Source organism: Stenotrophomonas sp. 01N47, from assembly GCF_056399165.1.
Genome location: NZ_JBFTQU010000010.1, coordinates 154,810 through 171,663, shown reverse-complemented (window position 1 = coordinate 171,663; position 16,854 = coordinate 154,810). Strand labels below are relative to the sequence as shown.

General features: G+C 66.0%; 19 protein-coding genes. 11 read left to right on the top strand and 8 right to left on the bottom strand.

Annotated elements, in window-relative coordinates; genetic code table 11:
- Window positions 1–73 precede the first annotated feature (73 nt).
- Together AC1DKR_RS18310 and AC1DKR_RS18305 are read right to left on the bottom strand one after the other, a co-directional pair.
- On the bottom strand, window positions 74–2,503 hold the full coding sequence (locus tag AC1DKR_RS18310; RefSeq protein ID WP_478034271.1) for a DUF3772 domain-containing protein: 2,430 nt from the start codon (window positions 2,501–2,503) through the stop codon (window positions 74–76).
- A 90-nt stretch (window positions 2,504–2,593) separates the two neighbouring features.
- Window positions 2,594–2,842, bottom strand: a complete 249-nt coding sequence (locus AC1DKR_RS18305) for a hypothetical protein (protein WP_089237451.1) — start codon at window positions 2,840–2,842, stop codon at window positions 2,594–2,596.
- A gap of 182 nt (window positions 2,843–3,024) precedes the next feature.
- On the opposite strand from AC1DKR_RS18305, the gene AC1DKR_RS18300 reads away from it, so the two are divergent.
- From AC1DKR_RS18300 to AC1DKR_RS18290, 3 genes are all read left to right on the top strand, one after another.
- Window positions 3,025–3,519, top strand: coding sequence for a lipocalin family protein (locus AC1DKR_RS18300; RefSeq protein WP_478034268.1), 495 nt, complete (start codon window positions 3,025–3,027; stop codon window positions 3,517–3,519).
- A 12-nt stretch (window positions 3,520–3,531) separates the two neighbouring features.
- Entirely contained in the window at window positions 3,532–4,740 is a 1,209-nt protein-coding gene (locus AC1DKR_RS18295) for an NAD(P)/FAD-dependent oxidoreductase (protein WP_478034266.1), read from the top strand.
- A 125-nt stretch (window positions 4,741–4,865) separates the two neighbouring features.
- A complete protein-coding gene (locus AC1DKR_RS18290) occupies window positions 4,866–5,357 on the top strand; it encodes a hypothetical protein (RefSeq protein WP_025874569.1) in 492 nt (163 codons plus the stop codon).
- Between the two features lie 126 nt (window positions 5,358–5,483).
- Here AC1DKR_RS18290 and AC1DKR_RS18285 read toward each other — a convergent pair whose 3' ends face one another.
- Window positions 5,484–5,918 (bottom strand): PepSY domain-containing protein, encoded by a 435-nt coding sequence (locus tag AC1DKR_RS18285; protein ID WP_478034264.1) that lies wholly within the window; start codon window positions 5,916–5,918, stop codon window positions 5,484–5,486.
- A 148-nt stretch (window positions 5,919–6,066) separates the two neighbouring features.
- Between AC1DKR_RS18285 and AC1DKR_RS18280 the strand changes: the two genes are divergently transcribed.
- The 3 genes from AC1DKR_RS18280 to AC1DKR_RS18270 are packed head-to-tail and all read left to right on the top strand — an operon-like array spanning window position 6,067 to window position 8,332.
- A complete protein-coding gene (locus tag AC1DKR_RS18280; protein WP_478034280.1) occupies window positions 6,067–6,357 on the top strand; it encodes a PepSY domain-containing protein in 291 nt (96 codons plus the stop codon).
- Complete coding sequence (locus tag AC1DKR_RS18275; RefSeq protein WP_447945671.1) at window positions 6,357–7,016, top strand: response regulator transcription factor; 660 nt, start codon at window positions 6,357–6,359, stop codon at window positions 7,014–7,016. Before AC1DKR_RS18280 ends, AC1DKR_RS18275 begins: the two co-directional genes overlap by 1 nt.
- On the top strand, window positions 7,013–8,332 hold the full coding sequence (locus AC1DKR_RS18270; protein WP_478034261.1) for an ATP-binding protein: 1,320 nt from the start codon (window positions 7,013–7,015) through the stop codon (window positions 8,330–8,332). The genes AC1DKR_RS18275 and AC1DKR_RS18270 overlap by 4 nt, the downstream gene beginning before the upstream one ends.
- 209 nt (window positions 8,333–8,541) lie before the next feature.
- Here AC1DKR_RS18270 and AC1DKR_RS18265 read toward each other — a convergent pair whose 3' ends face one another.
- The 3 genes from AC1DKR_RS18265 to speA are packed head-to-tail and all read right to left on the bottom strand — an operon-like array spanning window position 8,542 to window position 11,007.
- Window positions 8,542–8,724, bottom strand: coding sequence for a hypothetical protein (locus AC1DKR_RS18265; RefSeq protein WP_447945673.1), 183 nt, complete (start codon window positions 8,722–8,724; stop codon window positions 8,542–8,544).
- A gap of 29 nt (window positions 8,725–8,753) precedes the next feature.
- Window positions 8,754–9,074, bottom strand: coding sequence for a DUF6122 family protein (locus AC1DKR_RS18260; protein WP_033832425.1), 321 nt, complete (start codon window positions 9,072–9,074; stop codon window positions 8,754–8,756).
- Between the two features lie 43 nt (window positions 9,075–9,117).
- A complete protein-coding gene (gene speA / locus AC1DKR_RS18255; protein WP_025874563.1) occupies window positions 9,118–11,007 on the bottom strand; it encodes an arginine decarboxylase in 1,890 nt (629 codons plus the stop codon).
- 179 nt (window positions 11,008–11,186) lie between these two features.
- Between speA and speE the strand changes: the two genes are divergently transcribed.
- On the top strand, window positions 11,187–12,038 hold the full coding sequence (gene speE, locus AC1DKR_RS18250) for a polyamine aminopropyltransferase (protein WP_442244194.1): 852 nt from the start codon (window positions 11,187–11,189) through the stop codon (window positions 12,036–12,038).
- 119 nt (window positions 12,039–12,157) lie between these two features.
- On the opposite strand, the gene AC1DKR_RS18245 is transcribed toward speE, so the two are convergent.
- On the bottom strand, window positions 12,158–13,063 hold the full coding sequence (locus AC1DKR_RS18245) for an aspartyl/asparaginyl beta-hydroxylase domain-containing protein (protein WP_049465655.1): 906 nt from the start codon (window positions 13,061–13,063) through the stop codon (window positions 12,158–12,160).
- A 440-nt stretch (window positions 13,064–13,503) separates the two neighbouring features.
- On the opposite strand from AC1DKR_RS18245, the gene AC1DKR_RS18240 reads away from it, so the two are divergent.
- A complete protein-coding gene (locus AC1DKR_RS18240; protein WP_424842623.1) occupies window positions 13,504–14,163 on the top strand; it encodes an RIO1 family regulatory kinase/ATPase domain-containing protein in 660 nt (219 codons plus the stop codon).
- A gap of 100 nt (window positions 14,164–14,263) precedes the next feature.
- On the opposite strand, the gene AC1DKR_RS18235 is transcribed toward AC1DKR_RS18240, so the two are convergent.
- Window positions 14,264–14,602, bottom strand: a complete 339-nt coding sequence (locus AC1DKR_RS18235; RefSeq protein WP_032977217.1) for a P-II family nitrogen regulator — start codon at window positions 14,600–14,602, stop codon at window positions 14,264–14,266.
- Window positions 14,603–14,759: 157 nt separating this feature from the next.
- Between AC1DKR_RS18235 and ubiK the strand changes: the two genes are divergently transcribed.
- The 3 genes from ubiK (at window position 14,760) to arr (ending at window position 16,495) form a co-directional block, all read left to right on the top strand.
- Complete coding sequence (ubiK, locus tag AC1DKR_RS18230; protein ID WP_080149656.1) at window positions 14,760–15,014, top strand: ubiquinone biosynthesis accessory factor UbiK; 255 nt, start codon at window positions 14,760–14,762, stop codon at window positions 15,012–15,014.
- 720 nt (window positions 15,015–15,734) lie between these two features.
- Window positions 15,735–15,935 carry an accessory factor UbiK family protein gene (locus AC1DKR_RS18225; protein WP_478034258.1) on the top strand — a complete coding sequence of 67 codons (201 nt, stop codon included), beginning with the start codon at window positions 15,735–15,737 and terminating at the stop codon, window positions 15,933–15,935.
- Between the two features lie 125 nt (window positions 15,936–16,060).
- The gene (gene arr / locus AC1DKR_RS18220; RefSeq protein ID WP_478034256.1) at window positions 16,061–16,495 is read left to right on the top strand and encodes an NAD(+)--rifampin ADP-ribosyltransferase; all 435 of its coding nucleotides are present in this window, start codon (window positions 16,061–16,063) and stop codon (window positions 16,493–16,495) included.
- Window positions 16,496–16,854 lie beyond the last annotated feature (359 nt).

The following is a 16,854-nucleotide window of genomic DNA, read 5'->3' as shown; positions in this document are numbered from 1 at the left end:
CCTGAGGTTGCCGGCCAGCGGCCGGCACTACCGCTTCGGCGGGTGCAGGGCGCAGCCCTGCCGACCCACCCTCTTACTGCGGCGGATCGCGGGTGATGTGGATGTCGGTCGGCGTGGACAGCGGGATGTTCCGCTCGGCCAGGATCTGCAGCAGGCTGAAATACAGATCGCTGCGCGTGCCATACACCTGCCGCGGGCTGGCCACGTAGGCGAAGCTGTTGATGGTGATCTGGCCGCCGGCGATGCTGTCGATGTAGACCGACGGCGCCGGCTGCTGCAGCACCGTTTTGTGGGCACCGTAGGCATCCAGCAGCGCCTGTCGCAGGCCGGCCACGTCGGTGCTGGTCGGCACCGCGAACTGGATCTGGACGCGGCCCTGGTTGTTGCCCATCGTCATGTTGCGGATGGTCTTGGTGATCAACTCGGAATTGGGCACGATCAAGGTGGACTTGTCGCTCACCTGGATCTCGGTGGAGCGCACGTTGATGCGGCGGATGTCGCCTTCCTGGTCGCCCAGCTTCACCCAGTCGCCGATCTTCACCGGGCGCTCGGTCAGCAGGATCAAGCCGGAGACGAAGTTCTGGATGATTGCCTGCAGGCCGAAGCCAATACCCACCGAGAGCGCACTGACCAGCAGCGCCAGGTTCTTCAGGTTCAGGCCCATCGCCGTCAGCGCCCACAGGCCCACCAGGATGATGCCGACGTAACCGGCGATGGTGCTGATCGAATTGCGTGCACCCAGGTCGAGTTCGGTCTTGGGCAGGTAGGTATCGGTCAACCAACGCTGCAGCAGCTGGGTCAGACCCATGCCCACCAGCAGCACCAGCACGCCGGTGACGATGCGGCCCGGCTGCAGCGTCAGGTCCTTGTTGATCACAATGCCATTGGCCAGCGAGGCAATGCGTTCAACGATCGTGCCGATATTGCCGAACGGTGCGGCCAGCGCCAGCAGGGCGATCAACACCACCAGGGTGCGCAGCATCGCCGACAGCAGCACGCCCGCCTGTTCCAGCTTCGACACGCTCAGGCCGGTGCTGAGCAGGATGGTCTGGCCGACCTTGCTGTCGGCATTCAGCAGCCAGGTGCAGAAGTCATCGACGAACTTGAACAGCAGCGTCGCCGCCAGCACCACGATGCTGCCGCCGATCAGCTGCTGGTTCACGAACTTGGCGAAGTTGACGTAGCCCATCAGGGTGGCGGCGATCGCGGCGACTACCGCGATGTTGCCGGCCACGCGGGCCAGCACCAGCCAGCTGCTGCGTCGTACCGGTAGCTGTGCGCCAAGACCGTCGGCCTGTGCTTCCAGCTTCGCCTCGGCCTCGGCGGTCTGGCGCCGATGCAGGCGCGACAAGGTCACCAGCATGGCCATGATCAGGCCCAGGTAGGTCAGCGCGATCACGCCGTCCAGCGCCACCGTGGTGACATCGCTGGTGCGGGTGGCGCGATCGATGGCCACCAGCACCGTGCTCAGCCAGGCCAGTGCCGCAGCACCCCAAGCGTACTTGCGCAGTTTCAGCGCGGCGGTGTCATCCAGGTTCAGCAGCCGCCACGAAGGCCGCTTGGGCACCAGCAGGCAGGCGCTGAGCGCGGAAATGAAGGCCGCGGCAAACGTCGCCGCCTGCACGCCTTCGGCCACGCTCTGCAGGCGCGGTGGAATCGCGCCGATGGCATCCAGTGCAGCCACCAGCACCACCACGGCGTAGCCGGGCAGCAGGGTGCCCACCAGCAGCAGCCACATGGCCAGACCGGAGCGGCGCAGGCGGCCGTCGGGGGCACGCTCGGACGCAGCGAACCGGCGCCCCAGCGCGCGCAGCCACAGGCGCAACGGGAACATCATCACCAGTGCCGCCGCCAGCCCCAGCAGCAACGTGCCCCAGCCATGGGTGGCAATGGCCGTGGTCAGCGCGGCACGGCCCTGCTGGGCCAAAGGAGTGACACGGGCGATATCGTTCGGCAACTGGTCGGCCACCTGTCGCCACAGCGTTGGCGACAGTGGCGAGGCGACCTTGCGCCCCAGTTCCTCGGTGCGCTGCGCGTTGCGCTGCTTGTCGATGTCCGCGCTCAGCTGCTGCGCGCGGACGGCACTGGACTTGGCCTGGGCAATCGATGCCGCGAGGGCATCGCGCTGGCGCGTCAGCGTGCGCCGCTGCGCCGCCAGCTCCGGTGGTTCAGTGGTGTCCTTGGGGGCCTCGCCCAGCTGCGTCAGCTGCTCATTGAGCTGGTCCAGCTGCGGCTGCAGGGTCTTTTCCAGCGCCTCGGCATCGCGCTTGGCCTGTGACGCGTTTTCCGAAAGCGTGCCCAGCGTTTCGATGGCTTCGGCGTCGTTGCGCTTGCGTTCCACCGCCTTCAACGCATTGTCGATATCCGCCAGCTGCTGCTTGGGCGTGGGGTCATCATCCTGGGCCAGCGCCGGCAGAGCCAGCAGCAGCGTGCAGCACAACAGCAGGGCCAACCAGGGGCCACGCACCAGGATCGTTCGGAAGAAGGAAGACAAGCCAGCCACACCGTTTTGCGCGGACCACCGCGCCTGCGCGCGACTATACGGCAGGTACTGTAAACGGCGGATGCGCAGGCGCTGGCCGCTGGTTGCGGCTCAGTACTTCAGGCGCAACTCTTCCACCTGCGGCTGCTGCAGCGCGTACCACTCCTGGAATTCTTCCTCGGTGATCTCATCCGGCGCGTACACCGCGATCGGGTGCCAGGCATGGTCGGTCGGCAACGGCTGGCGCGGCCCGGCGCGCAGGCTGTAGGCCACGCCTTCGTAGTCCACCAGATCGTCGACCTGCGGCCACTGCTCGCGGGCGAACTGGGTTTCACTCTTCAACAGGATCACCTGGTACATCGGCACCTCCACTTCGGTTGGATCGGAAAAACGCGGCGCTGGCGGAAGCATACCGCTGCACCGATGACGGCACGCGCTCCGCCCGGGCGACGGAATGTTCTGGACATGACCCTCGCCCCGGCTTCACCCGCCCGTGGCAGTGTCCTCGGCATCGTGGGGGTCCTCTCCTGCCACGCCTGACAATGACCGACCTGCCACCCCTGAAGACCGTCACCGACCTCAAGCTGCCCCGCTACCTGGGCACCTGGTACGAGATCGCCCGCCTGCCGATGCGCCACGAGCCGGAGGGCTGCACCGACGTGTCGGCCCATTACCAGCTGCTCGACAACGGCAACGTGGGCGTCACCAACCGCTGCCGCATGGACGGCGAGGTCGAGGAAGCCACCGGTGAGGCCTGCGCGATCGACAACGACAGCGCGCGGCTGGAAGTCAGCTTCCTGCCCAAGGGCCTGCGCTGGCTGCCCTTCGCCAAGGGTGACTACTGGGTGATGCAGGTGGCGCCGGACTACAGCGTTGCCCTGGTCGGCAGCCCGGATCGCAAGTACCTGTGGCTGCTGGCACGTGAGCCCCGGCTCGATGCCACCGTGCAGGAACATTATCTGGCCAGCGCGCGCCTGCAGGGCTTCGATCTGTCCGAACTGATCCTGACCCCGCATACCGGCCACCCCACCGCCTGAGCACGAACCCGCATGGACCTGAAGAGTGGCTACCCGTGGTGGGCGGTGCGCAACGGCCTGATCCAGGCCTTTCCGCCGCTGGAACAGGATCTGCAGTGCGATGTGCTGGTGGTCGGTGGTGGCATCACCGGCGCGCTGATCGCCGATGAGCTGTCGGCCCATGGCCACGACGTTGCGTTGATCGAGCAGCGTGACATCGGCTGGGGCAGCACCGCAGCCAGTACCGCGCTGCTGCAGTACGAGATCGATACCCATCTGCTGGAGCTGGCCTCGCAGTATGGTCAGGACGCTGCGGCGCTGGCCTACCAGGCCTGTGCGGAGGCGATCCCCGCATTGGGCGAGGTCGCGCGCGGCCTGAAGGACGTCGACTTCAAGCAGATGGACAGCCTGTACCTGGCCAGCCGCCGCCGTGACGTACCGCGGCTGATGGTCGAAGGCGAGGCGCGCCGTGGCATCGGCCTGGATGCGCGCTGGCTGGACCGGGATGCGCTGCAGCAACGTTTCAGCGTCGATGCCGGAGGCGCCCTGCTGACCCGCCAAGCCGCACGGGTCGATCCCTACTGCTTCACTTACGGGCTGTTGCGGCGGTTGCAACGACGCGGCGGCGTGGTGCATGACCGCACCGTGCTGCATACCCTCACCCCCACCGCGCGCGGCGTAACCGCCCGCACCGAATCCGGCATGCAGATCCGCGCCCGCCACGTGGTGCTGGCGATGGGCTATGCCAACCAGCAGTGGCTGGACCCGCGCGTGGCCCGCAACCGCAGCAGCTACGCCTTCATCACCGACCCGATCAACGCCGACGAACTGGGCTGGCTGCAGCGCACGATGGTCTGGGAGAGCGCGCGCCCCTATCTGTACCTGCGTGCCACTGGCGACCGCAGGCTGTTGGTGGGCGGGCTGGACGATGCCATCGATATTCCCGCCCGCCGCGATGGCCGGGTGGACAGCAAGGCCCGCAAACTGATGAAGCAGCTGCTGCAATGGTTCCCGCACCTGCAGCCGACCCCGGCGTTTTCATGGGCGGGCACCTTTGCCGAGACCGCTGACGGCCTGCCGTTCTTCGGGCCGCATGCGCAATGGGGGCCACGGGTACAGTTCGCCATGGCCTATGGTGGCAACGGCATCACCTATTCGATGATCGGCGCCGGGCTGCTGCGGGCGCGGATCGAGCGGCGACGGCACCCGCTGCAGGACCTGTTCGGGTTCGGGCGGTTGTAGCGTGAAGCCAGGCATGGCCTGGCTCTACCGCAAACGGGCGCCGACAGGCATCATTCAAGCAACGCCTGCTAGCGTCGGCCTGTACCGCCGCGTGCTGCGCGGCCCCTCTGTGCTGGAGTGCCGTCATGATCCGCCCCCTGACCCTGCTGCTGTGCCTGGCCGCCCTGCCCGGGACCGCGTTGGCGCAGTCCGCCGCCGGCGCCACCGCGCCGCAGGCGTCCGGCCTGGACCTGTCCGTGCCGCAGACGCCTATGCGCTATCTCAACGATCCGACGCTGCAACAGGATCCGCCCGGCACGTTCTACGGCGACAAGACCGGCCCGCGCGTGCACGGCGACGGCAGGATCGCCGACGTGCAGGATGACAAGGTCAAGGTTTCCGGCAGCTTCACCACCGGCATCGGCTATGCCAAGAATTACGGCAACACCCACTACAACGCCGCCACGCTGAATCTCAGCAAGAACTACACCAACGATGAAGGCAAGACCCGTGGGGTCAACGTCAACATCCACGTGAGCGAAGGCAAGGGCCCGGGCTTCTTCGGGCCGTACGGCGGTGGTGGGTATTACGGTGGTGGCCCGGGCTACTGGGATTACCCGCCGCCTTACGGCTGGTAAGCGCACGGTAGGGCCGGCCGCTGGCCGGGTACCTCGTGATCCCGGAAACACCGTGCAGCAGCCGGCCAGCGGCCAGCTCTACCCGGTAGGTGTCGACCTTGGTCGACACACCCACCCGAGCAGGCATCAATCCAGCCAGCCATCACGCTCGCTGTGCAGGATGCGGCCGTCGTAACCACTCAGGCGCACTTCCACGCGCTGATTGCGGGCATTGCGGGCTTCCAGCGACCACGTCGCACCGTCGCGTTCCAGCGAATGAATCTCACGCAGCCCCTGCGACTGCGCCTTGGCCAGCACCTGCTCGGTACTCAGCTGTGCACGGCTGTCGTGCTCGTCGAAGATCTCGCCGGTCTTCGGGTCCACATACACCTCGCTGAAGCGACCATCGGCACGGCTGACATCGGCCTCCCACAGGCCATCATCACGCTCGATCTCATGGATCTGGGTGTAACCGGCCTTGCGCAGGGTCTGTTCGACCTGGGCCATGCCCAGCGGTGCGGCCTGTACGGCGGGGGCCACGGCCAGGGCGACAACGGTGGCGAGGGTGAGCGACTTCAACATGGGGGTTCTCCTGTTCGTTGCCGGACCATCCCGGCAACGCCACGATGCGCCGCGTGGTTAACAGCCACTTAGCCGGCGCTGTTAGCCAACCGTTAGTCGGCGGCGGCACACTCGCGCCTGTTCCCCATTTCCCACCACCCGCGTGCCTATCCTGTCCTCCCTGTCCCTGCTGCTGGCCCTGGCCAGCGCCCCGTCCGCCGCCGGCCCTGCCCAGGACCCGGCGCAGCAGGTCGCGCGCCGGGCCGTGCAACAGGGCCGCTACGTGCCACTGGAAAGCGTGGTGCGCGATGCACTCAAACGCCACCCCGGCCAGCTGCTGGAAGTGGAGCTGGACGATGGCGTGTACGAAGTGGAGATCCTGCGCGCCGACGGCGTGGTGGTGGAGCTGGACTATGATGCGCGCAACGGCAGGCTGCTGAAGACGGAGCTGGACGACTGATGCGCATCCTGTTGGCCGAAGACGATGCCGCGTTGGCCGAGCGCCTGCAGCCGCTGCTGGAACAGGCCGGTTACGTGGTCGACGTGGTGGCCGATGGTCGCCAGGCCGAGGAGATGGGCCAGGTGGAAGACCTTCAGGCCGCCATCGTCGATCTGGGCCTGCCCGGGCTGGATGGCCTGAGCGTGATTGAACGCTGGCGCGGCAATGGCCGCGACTTCCCAGTGCTGGTGCTGACCGCACGCGGACGCTGGCACGACAAGCTGGCCGGCTTCGATGCCGGCGCCGACGATTACCTGACCAAACCTTTCCAGGCCGATGAACTGGTGCTGCGCCTGCGCGCGCTGATCCGCCGCAGCCACGGCCATGCCAGCCCGCGCCTGCAGTGCGGCCCGCTGCAGCTGGACGTCAATGCCGGGCGCTTCGACCTGGACGGCCAGGCACTGGCACTGAGCCCACAGGAATTCCGCCTGCTCAGCTACTTCATCCACCACAGCGGTCAGGTGATCGGCCGCGACCGTCTGGGTGAACACGTGTTCGATGGCGGCCACGATCCCGATTCGAATGCGCTGGACGTGCTGCTGGGGCGCGTGCGCCGCAAGCTCGGCACCGACCTGATCCAGACCGTACGCGGCCAGGGCTGGCGGTTGGCCGCGCCGTGAGCCGGCAACCGTCACTGCGACGCCGGCTGCTGCTGGCCGGCGGCATCGGCCTGCTGCTGGTCTCGGCACTGGCCAGTGCGCTGCTGGGCGAACTGTTCAAGCGCAGCGCGCGCGACCGCCTGGACAACGAACTGCAGCAGGACATGCTGACCCTGCTGGCGCAGGCCGAGATCGATGCCGATGGGCAGCTGCAGCTGCGCCAGGAACCGAACGACGCGCGCTTCCAACGCGTGTTCTCCGGTGCCTACTGGCAGATCGCCGATGGCAGCGGCAAGGTGCTGCTGCAATCGCGTTCGCTGTGGGACGAGGCGTTGCCCGTGGCCGCCAATGGCGCGGCCGCACGCAACCTGCCCGGCCCGCTGCAGCAGTCGCTGCGCGCGCGCGTGCAGCAGGTGCGCCTGCCACGCGCGAACGAACCCTATGTCGCCGTGGTCGCCACCGACCGCAGCGCACTGGACGCGGATGTCGCCGCGTTCCGCCAACGCAGCGCGATGGCGCTGGCGGTACTGGTCGCCGCATGGCTGGCGGTACTGGCCAGCCAGGTGCATTTCGGCCTGCGCCCGCTGCAACGTCTCGGTACGCAGCTGGAGCGTGTGCGCCGGGGCGATGCACAGCGCATCGATACAGCGGGACTGGGCGCTGAAATCGCGCCGCTGGGTGACGAGCTCAATGCGCTGCTGGACCACCAGCAACGGATGGTGGCGCGCGCACGTACCAGTGCACAGGATCTGGCGCATGCGCTGAAAACACCGCTGAGCGTGCTCGCCGCCGAAGCCGATGGTGAAGGCCGCGAGTGGCGCGCGACGCTGCGTGAGCAGGGCGCGCGCATGCAGGCCAGCGTCGATCGCTATCTTGCCGCTGGGCTCACCGCCGATCATCGCGAGCGCACGCCGGTGGCAGCAGTGGCGCAGGCGATGTGCAGATTGATGGCACGGGTGCATGGCGACCGTGCGCTGCAGTTCCAGGCCGAGGGTATTCCCACCGACCTGCAGTTCGCCGGCGCCAGCGCCGACCTGGAAGAGATGCTTGGCAATCTGCTCGACAACGCCGGCAAGTGGGCACAGCGGGAAGTAGCTGTTACCGCGCGTGCGGAAGAAGGGCAGTTGCGCATCGACGTGCGCGATGACGGCCCCGGTCTGGCAGCCGAGGCGCTGGCGCAGGTCACCCAGCGCGGCGTGCGGCTGGATGAGCGCGAAAGCAGCAGCGGCCTGGGGTTGGCGATCGTCGGTGATATCGCCGCCAGTTATGGCGGGCGGTTGGCGTTGGAGAATGCGCAACCGGGATTGCGCGCGACGCTGTGGTTGCCGGTGGGGTGACGCGCCGCAACGCCGGTGGTAGTGCCGGCCGCTGGCCGGCAACCGCCTGATTGTCGGAAACACGCTGCAGCAGCCGGCCAGCGGCCGGCTCTACCGGATCACGCGCCGCCCGGTAGGCGTCGACCTTGGTCGACACGCTTCATCTCGAGGCACCGTGAACCCTGTGCCGACCAAGGTCGGCGTCTACCAGAGCAGGTGTTCGCCCTGCATCAGCGGTGATGCATCCACCAGCAGTCGATGGTTGCCGGTGGGGTGACGTGCCGCAACGCCGGTGGTAGTGCCGGCCGCTGGCCGGCAACCGCCTGATTGCCGGAAACACGCTGCAGCAGCCGGCCAGCGGCCGGCTCTACCGGATCACGCGCCGCCCGGTAGGTGTCGACCTTGGTCGACACGCTTCAAGAGCGCCGACCAAGGTCGGCAACTACCGGTGATGCATCCACCAGCAGTCGATGGCATCCAGCACGATGTGGATCATCAAACCAATCCCCACCAGCCGGGTCTTCTTCGGTACGCACAGGCCCGCATACACGGCAATCGCCGGTGCGGTATGCAGCGGGTGGAAGCCGATGCTGCAGCGGTTCGGGGCGTAGATCGGATCGGCCAACAGATGGTCCAGGTCGATGATCCAGCCCAACAGCAGCAACAGCCACGCCGAGGCGAAGCGCTTGCGCCAGAACAGCCATGCCAGCAGGGCTGGCACGGCGGCATGCAGGAACAGATGAAAGATCGCGCGGGCGCTCATCAGCACCGGTAGCGCCGGGCCATGCCCGGCGTTACCGTCGCCCTTAGATCAACGGTTCGTCGGACAGGTAGGTGTAACCGGTCAGGCCCGCTTCCAGCGCTTCGGACAGCTCCTGCGCGCGTTCCGGCGACAGGTCTGCCGATGCCACGCGTTCGGCGTAGGCCGCACGCAGGTCATCCAGCTTGTAGCCCACGTAGTCCAGCATCACGTCGGTGGTATCGCCGCGACGCTGCTGGGTGATGGCATAGCCATCGGCATCGGCCAGCACTTCCACCGCGTCGGTATCGCCGAACAGGTTGTGGATGTCGCCGAGGATTTCCTGGTAGGCACCGACCATGAAGAAACCGATGCGGTAGCTCTCGCCGTGCTTGATCGCGTGCAGCGGCAGCGAGCTGTCCAGGCTCTCGTTCTCGACGTAGGTCTTGACCATGCCATCGGAATCGCAGGTCATGTCGGCGATGATGCCGCGGCGATCCGGCGCCTCGTTCAAGCGCTCGATCGGCACGATCGGGAACACCTGGTCGATCGCCCACGCATCGGGAATCGATTCGAACACGCTGAAGTTGACGAAGTACTTGTCGACCAGGCGCTCGTTCAGTTCATCCAGCGCCGGGCGATGGCTCTTCTCGTCGTAGCTCAGGCGCGCACGCACGCCATGGGCGATGGCATAGAACAGATCGTCGATGCGCGCACGCTGCGGCAGGTCGATCTGGCCCAGCGCATAGCTGGACAGGCCTTCGGCGTGGAAGTGCTGTGCTTCCTGGAACAGTTCCACCGCCGGACGCACGTCCAGTTCTTCGTGGATCTCGCGCAGGTGGCGGATCGAGGCCGGCTCGTCGTCGTGCTGGTCCGGCACGCGGCCTTCCTGCGCCTGTTCCACTTCAGACACGTTGGCGATCAGCACCGCGTGGTGCGCGGTCATCGCGCGGCCGCACTCGGTGACGATGCGTGGCGGGGTCAGGCCGTGCTCTTCGCAGGCATTGGCCAGCGGCTGCACGATGTTGCTGGCGTACGAATTGAGGCCGTAGTTGATCGAGCAGAAGCTGCGCGAACGGGTGCCTTCGTAGTCCACGCCCAGGCCACCGCCCACGTCGACGTGGGTGATCTTCGCACCCAGCTGTGACAGCTCGACGAAGTAACGGGTGGCTTCGCGCATGCCGTTGGCGATGTCGCGCACGTTGGAGATCTGCGAGCCCATGTGGAAGTGCAGCAGGCTCAGGCAGTCGGCGTATTCGGTATCGCGCAGCGACTTCCACAGGTCCAGCAGCTGGCGCGGCGACAGGCCGAACTTGGCCTTGTCGCCACCGCTGTTCTGCCACTTGCCGGCGCCCAGCGAGGCCAGGCGCATGCGCACGCCCAGGCCCGGCTTCACGTCCAGTGCCTTGGACTCTTCCAGCACCAGCTTCAGCTCGGACGGCTTCTCGATGACGATGAAGGTCTGCAGGCCCAGCTTGCGGCCGATCAGGGCCAGGCGGATGTACTCGCGGTCCTTGTAGCCGTTGCAGACGATCAGGCCGCCCGGGCGCGACAGCGCCAGCACGGCCATCAGTTCCGGCTTGCTGCCCGCTTCCAGGCCGAAGCCTTCACCGTGGTGGCTGGCCAGGGTGCCGGCCACGCCGCGGTGCTGGTTCACCTTGATCGGGTACACGGCGGTGTAGCCGCCCGGGTAGTCCCAATCCTGCTGGGCCTGGGCGAACGCCGCCTGCAGCTTGCCCAGGCGCTGGCCGAGGATGTCCGGGAAGCGCACCAGCAGCGGCAGCTTGGCACCGGCCGCGCGCGCGGCATCGACCACCTTGGGCAGCGACACCACCGGGCCATCCGCCCCGGTCGGTCTCACCACCATGTGCCCGGCCTGATCCACGTCGAAATAGCCATCCGCCCAGTGCGGGATCGAGTAGGTCTTGCGGGCTTGGTCGAGGGACCAATCGGTCATTGCAGTCGGCCTTGTGGCAAATAAAAGGGGGGGCATGATAACGCCTATATGCCCACAGGTTCGTTATCATGCGCGCCCGCGCCCGTGGCAGGTCTGAACCTGAACGGGCCGATCCGTCCGGATGCGTGGCACCCCGCCTTCAGCCCGGCTCCATCCCCTCCGAACAGGAATGCTTTCCCATGACTGACAACAGCAACTGGTACATCGAACACTTCGAGCGCACCGGCTCGGCCATCGGCTACCGCATCACCGGCAAGCTGGACGAAGTGCAGTCGCCGTTCCAGAAGATCGAGATCTTCCAGACCACCGACTGGGGCAACCTGATGACCATCGATGGGGCCATCATGCTGACCAGCAAGGACAACTTCTTCTACCACGAGATGATCAGCCACCCGGTACTGTTCACCCACGCCGCGCCCAAGCGCGTGGTGATCATCGGCGGCGGCGACTGCGGCACCCTGCGCGAAGTGCTCAAGCACAAGGGCGTGGAGAGCGTGACCCAGTGCGACATCGACGAACAGGTGACCGTGATGGCGCGCAAGCACTTCCCGGAACTGTGCGATTCCAACGACGACCCGCGCGCCGAGCTGATGTTCGACGACGGCGTGGCCTACATGGCCAACTGCCCGGCCGGCAGCGTGGACGTGGTGATCGTCGATTCGACCGATCCGGTCGGCCCGGGTGAAGGCCTGTTCAACAAGGCGTTCTACGAGAGCTGCTTCAAGGCCCTGAAGGACGACGGCATCCTGGTGCAGCAGTCCGAGTCGCCGCTGATGCAGCTGGAACTGATCAACGAAATGCGCACCGAAATGGACAAGGCCGGCTTCGGCTCGTTCAAGACCCTGCCGTTCCCGCAGCCGTGCTACCCCACCGGCTGGTGGAGCGTGACCCTGGCGCGCAAGGGCGACAGCAGCTTCGACTTCCGCCAGGCCGATTCGGCCGCCAAGACCTTCGATACCCTGTACTACACCGCCGCGCTGCACACCGGCGTGCTGGTGACCCCGCCGTTCGTGAAGGCGGCGCTGAAGTAAGGCGTGCCGACCAACGGTCGGCACCCACCCAAAGAAGAACCCGCGCTGGCGACAGCGCGGGTTTTTGTTTTTACGGGTAGTGCCGGCCGCTGGCCGGCAACCTCATCAAACCCAACGCATCAGAGCGCCCAGATACCGGCGATCACCGCCACCACCAGGCCCCACTTGATTACCTGATAGGCCACCACGCTGCGCTCGCGCAGGGCCTTGGCCTTCAGCCGCACCTTGTACACGCTGCCGAAGGCCTTGTTGACGCCACCGGTCGGGTCGCCCGGCAGGTTCGGCGAGGCGCCACCGGCCAGCAGCGTGGACGCCACCAGGCGGTTGAACAGGCCCGGCAGGCCGAAGCGCAGCGGGCGGGCGATATCGCAGAACAGGATCACCCGGTCATCGGGCGTCTCGTTGTGCGCATGGTGGATGTAGGTTTCGTCGAACATCATCCACTCACCGTCGCGCCAGCTCTTCTTGATGCCGTCCACTTCGATGTAGCAGGCATCGTTGTTGGGCGTGGCCAGGCCCAAGTGCAGGCGCAGCGAACCGGCGAACGGGTCGCGGTGCGGGCGCAGCTCGCTGCCCGACGGCAGCTGCGCGAACATCGCCGCGCGCACGTCCGGCAGCGATTCCAGCAGCGCGGTGGTCTTGGGGCACATCGCCTTGGCCGACGGGTGCGAAGGGCCATACCACTTCAGGTAGAAGCGCTTCCAGCCGCGGCGGAAGAACGAATTGAAGCCGGCATCATTGAACGTGCTGGAGGCAGCGATCGCCTGCGCATCGCGCAGCGCCAGTGCCTCGTCGCGGATCATCTGCCAGTTCTGCCGCAACGGCTCCAGCTGCGGGAATTCCTTGCCCGGGTCCAGGAACGGCGTGGTCGGCACCTTGGAGAACATGTACATGACCACGTTGATCGGGGCCATGAAGCTGGAGTGGTCCAGCAGCTGGCGCGACCAGCGCGCACGGACCTTGCCACGGAAGTGGATGTACAGCACGCAGGACACGAACAGCGCCGCAAGCACGATTTTGATGATCAAAGCACTTTCCTCCAGCACGCGCCGGACAGGGAAACAGGGCGATGCGGCCGCAGGGCCGGCATCAGTGGGGAACGCGGCAGGAGACGGGGACGTGCCGGGTGGGTGCGGCCGTCGATGTCGCGTGTAACAGCTTATGGTCGGCAGGCCGTGCGCCGGGGTCAAGCCAAGCGTGCGTGGGCCGCAGCGCTGCGCCGCGAGCGCTGCCGCCCACATTTGCAAGCCATTGAAATCAAACTGCTTTTCGCAAAGTGAGACAGAATTGTCCGAAAAAGCGCGACGAACTGTTCCAGCCACGACGCCGACATTTCTCCGACAAATCGTGGAATAGCGAACTTGCCGGTACTAAAATTGACTTAACGAAAGTTTAGCCAGTTCCCCCCGTCGTACCGGTTCGCTTGACGCTTCAGCGCCGCCCACCGGGTCGCCCGAGACCCCACATGATCCCTTCCATCACTCCCTCCCCGTCCTGCGGTGATGACGCCGTGGCGCCGCTGCTGCTCAAGCGCGGCGAGCGTTTCCTCGCCCCCGATGTCTACCGCACCTGCCTGGACGGCCGTCCGGCGGTGGTGAAGGACTACTCCCGCTACCGTGGCACCCCGGTGTCGCCGATCGCCCGGCTGATGGTGCGCCGCGAGGCACGCATGCTGGAGCGGCTGGGCGGCTGGAAGCACGCCCCGGCCCTGCTCGGGACCCTCGGTGGCCTCGCACTGGGCATGGAATTCATCCCCGGCCAGACGTTGAGCACCGCGCAGGCCGTGGGCAATGAAGTGTTCGAACAGCTGCAGCACGCGCTGAGCCGCCTGCATGCCGCCGGCATCACCCACAACGACCTGCATGGCACCAACGTGGTGGTCAGCGCCGGCGTGCCGGTACTGCTGGATTTCACCTCGGCCTGGCGCGTACCGCGCTGGCTGCGCCGCAACCCGCTGAGCCGGCAGCTGAGCCGCAGCGACATGAAGAACCTGCTGAAGATGCGCCAGCGCGTGACTGGCCAGGCGCCGAGTGCTGCACAGGCTGCGCTGGTGGCCGACCCGGGTTGGGTGGCGGCGGTGCGCCAAGGCTGGAAGCGGTTCTACAAGTGGGCCAAGCGCCGGTAGGCGCTTCGCTTCGCCCGCTTTATCGGTAGAGGTCGAGCTTGCTCGACCGCTCCTCATTCCGGCGACGCAAAACCTCGCCGGTCACGTCCCTCTCGGCGGCTTACAGCGCGTCCGCGTCCAGCTCACCGGTACGAATACGCACCACGCTGCCCAGGTCGTACACGAACACCTTGCCGTCGCCGATCTTGCCGGTGCCGGCCGCCTTCACGATGGCTTCCACCACCACCTCCACCTGATCGTCGGTCACCGCCACTTCCAGCTTCACCTTCGGCAGGAAGTCGACCACGTACTCGGCGCCACGGTACAGCTCGGTATGGCCCTTCTGGCGACCGAAGCCCTTCACTTCCGTCACTGTGATCCCGGTAACACCGCGCTCGGCCAGCGCTTCGCGCACGTCGTCGAGCTTGAACGGCTTGATCACCGCCATGACCATCTTCATCGTCTATCTCCTGTATTCCGGCGTGGAGGATAGCGCCTGAACGCGGCCGGTGCGAAACCCGCAGCGCCTGTCCGGCAGGCCGGGGCCGGCAGTATCCTTACGGCCGAACCGCCGTGGCCGCGCCGGATGCGCAGGCCCACCACCCCACGGAGCACCCATGATCGACCTGAACCAAATCGATGACCTCGCCCGTCGCCTCAGCGACCTGGTGCCGCCGGGCCTGCGCGAATCGCGCGAAGAACTGCAGGCCACCTTCAAGAGCGCGCTGCAGGCGGGGCTGGCCAAGCTGGACCTGGTGACCCGCGAAGAGTTTGAAGTGCAGCGCGCAGTGCTGCTGAAGACCCGCGAGAAACTGGATGCGCTGGAAACGGCGGTGCGCGAGCTGGAACAGGGCCGCAGCGACGCCGGCTGAGCGGACCACCCCTGCGGCGGTGAACAACAAGGCCCGCGATTGCAGGCCTTTTCGTGTCATGCCCAACGAGCTCACTCCAGCATGGTCTACACGCAGTATCTGCCCGGGGCAGCGACTTACTCATTGAACCGGAACGACCGGACCTCCTCAATGTCCAAGACAACGAGGCCCTCCGGCTGCAGCCGTACCCGCCCAGATACCTCCACGACGGCCGTGGTGTTGCACACCGCTGGAGCATCTCGCTTCAAGCAGATGCGCTTCTGTTCCGCGTAGAACCGCTTGACCGAATCGGACGACCCATGCCTGCCGATCACTAGGATGTGTCCACCCTCGCCGCAATGGGAATTGCGCAACATCTCGAAGTGCCGGTTATCCGTTATGTACGTTGCGGACAACACAGCCTCTTCCCCATCGTGTCGGCTGGGGTTACCCGCGATGGCGCACAGTAATTCGTCGCGGGGGTCTACCTCCACCGTGGTCGCGACACGATGCCCGCATGCAGGCAGCATCAGGGTCAGCACGAACGCGGCACACGCTGGCTTCATGGTCATCTGTCCTTCGCGGTCCTTTGCTGACGTGCTTCCCAGCACTTGACGGAACCCTCAACGCGCTTGGGCTGAGGCCCGAAACAGCGTGTACACGACACGCCCTTACAGCGGCGCTCTGCGGTACCCCGGCCCGGAGCATAGCGCTTGCACGCAGCCGGCGCGAAACCACCGGGTGCCGCCGAGCCTGCGCGAATCGCGCGAGGAGCTGCAGGCCACCTTCAAGAGCGCACTGCAGGCCGGCCTGGCCAAGCTGGACCTGGTGACCCGCGAGGAATTTGAAGTGCAGCGTGCAGTGCTACTGAAGACCCGCGAGAAACTGGATGCGCTGGAAACGGCGGTGCGTGAGCCTGAAGGCCGCGGCAAGGCAGAATAAAAAAGGAGGCGCACCGCGCCTCCCACTTACAGATTATTTCCTTGATGGGGCCTTGCCGCAAGGCCCGCCCGGCGCCCTAGACTCGCCGGCCTGCCGATCCGGCAGGACAGGTAGGGGCAGTGCCGATGGCACAGGACACCCAATGGACACCCGTATCGCATGACACCTGCGACCAGGTTGCCGGGCCGTTCTATCACGGCACCCGGGCCAACCTCGCAGTGGGCGAACTGCTGAGCGCGGGATTCCGCTCCAACTATCGCGACAGCGTGGTGATGAACCACGTCCATTTCACGACGATTGCCAAGGGCGCCGGGCTGGCTGCGGAGATGGCCCGGGGTGAGGGGCGACCGCGTGTGTATGTGGTGGAGCCGACCGGGCCGTTCGAGGACGATCCGAATGTCACCAACAAGAAGTTTCCCGGGAATCCGACGCGGTCGTATCGGAGTGCGGAGCCGTTGCGGGTTGTTGGGGAGATTACGGAGTGGGAGACCTACGATGCGGAGTTCGTTCGGCAGTTGAGGGCGTTTGTGGCGTCGGGGAGTGGGGAGATCATCAACTGATCTCCCATAAGTGGGCACTCACCGCCGGCATCCTTAGCTCGCATCCCCTTCCGCAGCAACTTGGCAAATGTTGAACCAGCCCGTCATCCATAACGCTTCAATCACGATGGAACCTCGCCAAAAGCAACCGCATAGGTATCCTACGCGCTTGCGACTTGATACCTCAGCCACCGATCCCTTGCTCCACGCGGCGGAGCCTGATGCAAAGGACTGAATCGAATCACTGAAAGCGGCGTGAACTTGAAATTATTATTAGTACATTACGTGACCAGCGAGAGATGATAGATTGCCGCACCCAACACGCGAGGAGTAACAATACATCACATCTTAAGTATTTAAGGGAATGCCAACAATTATCA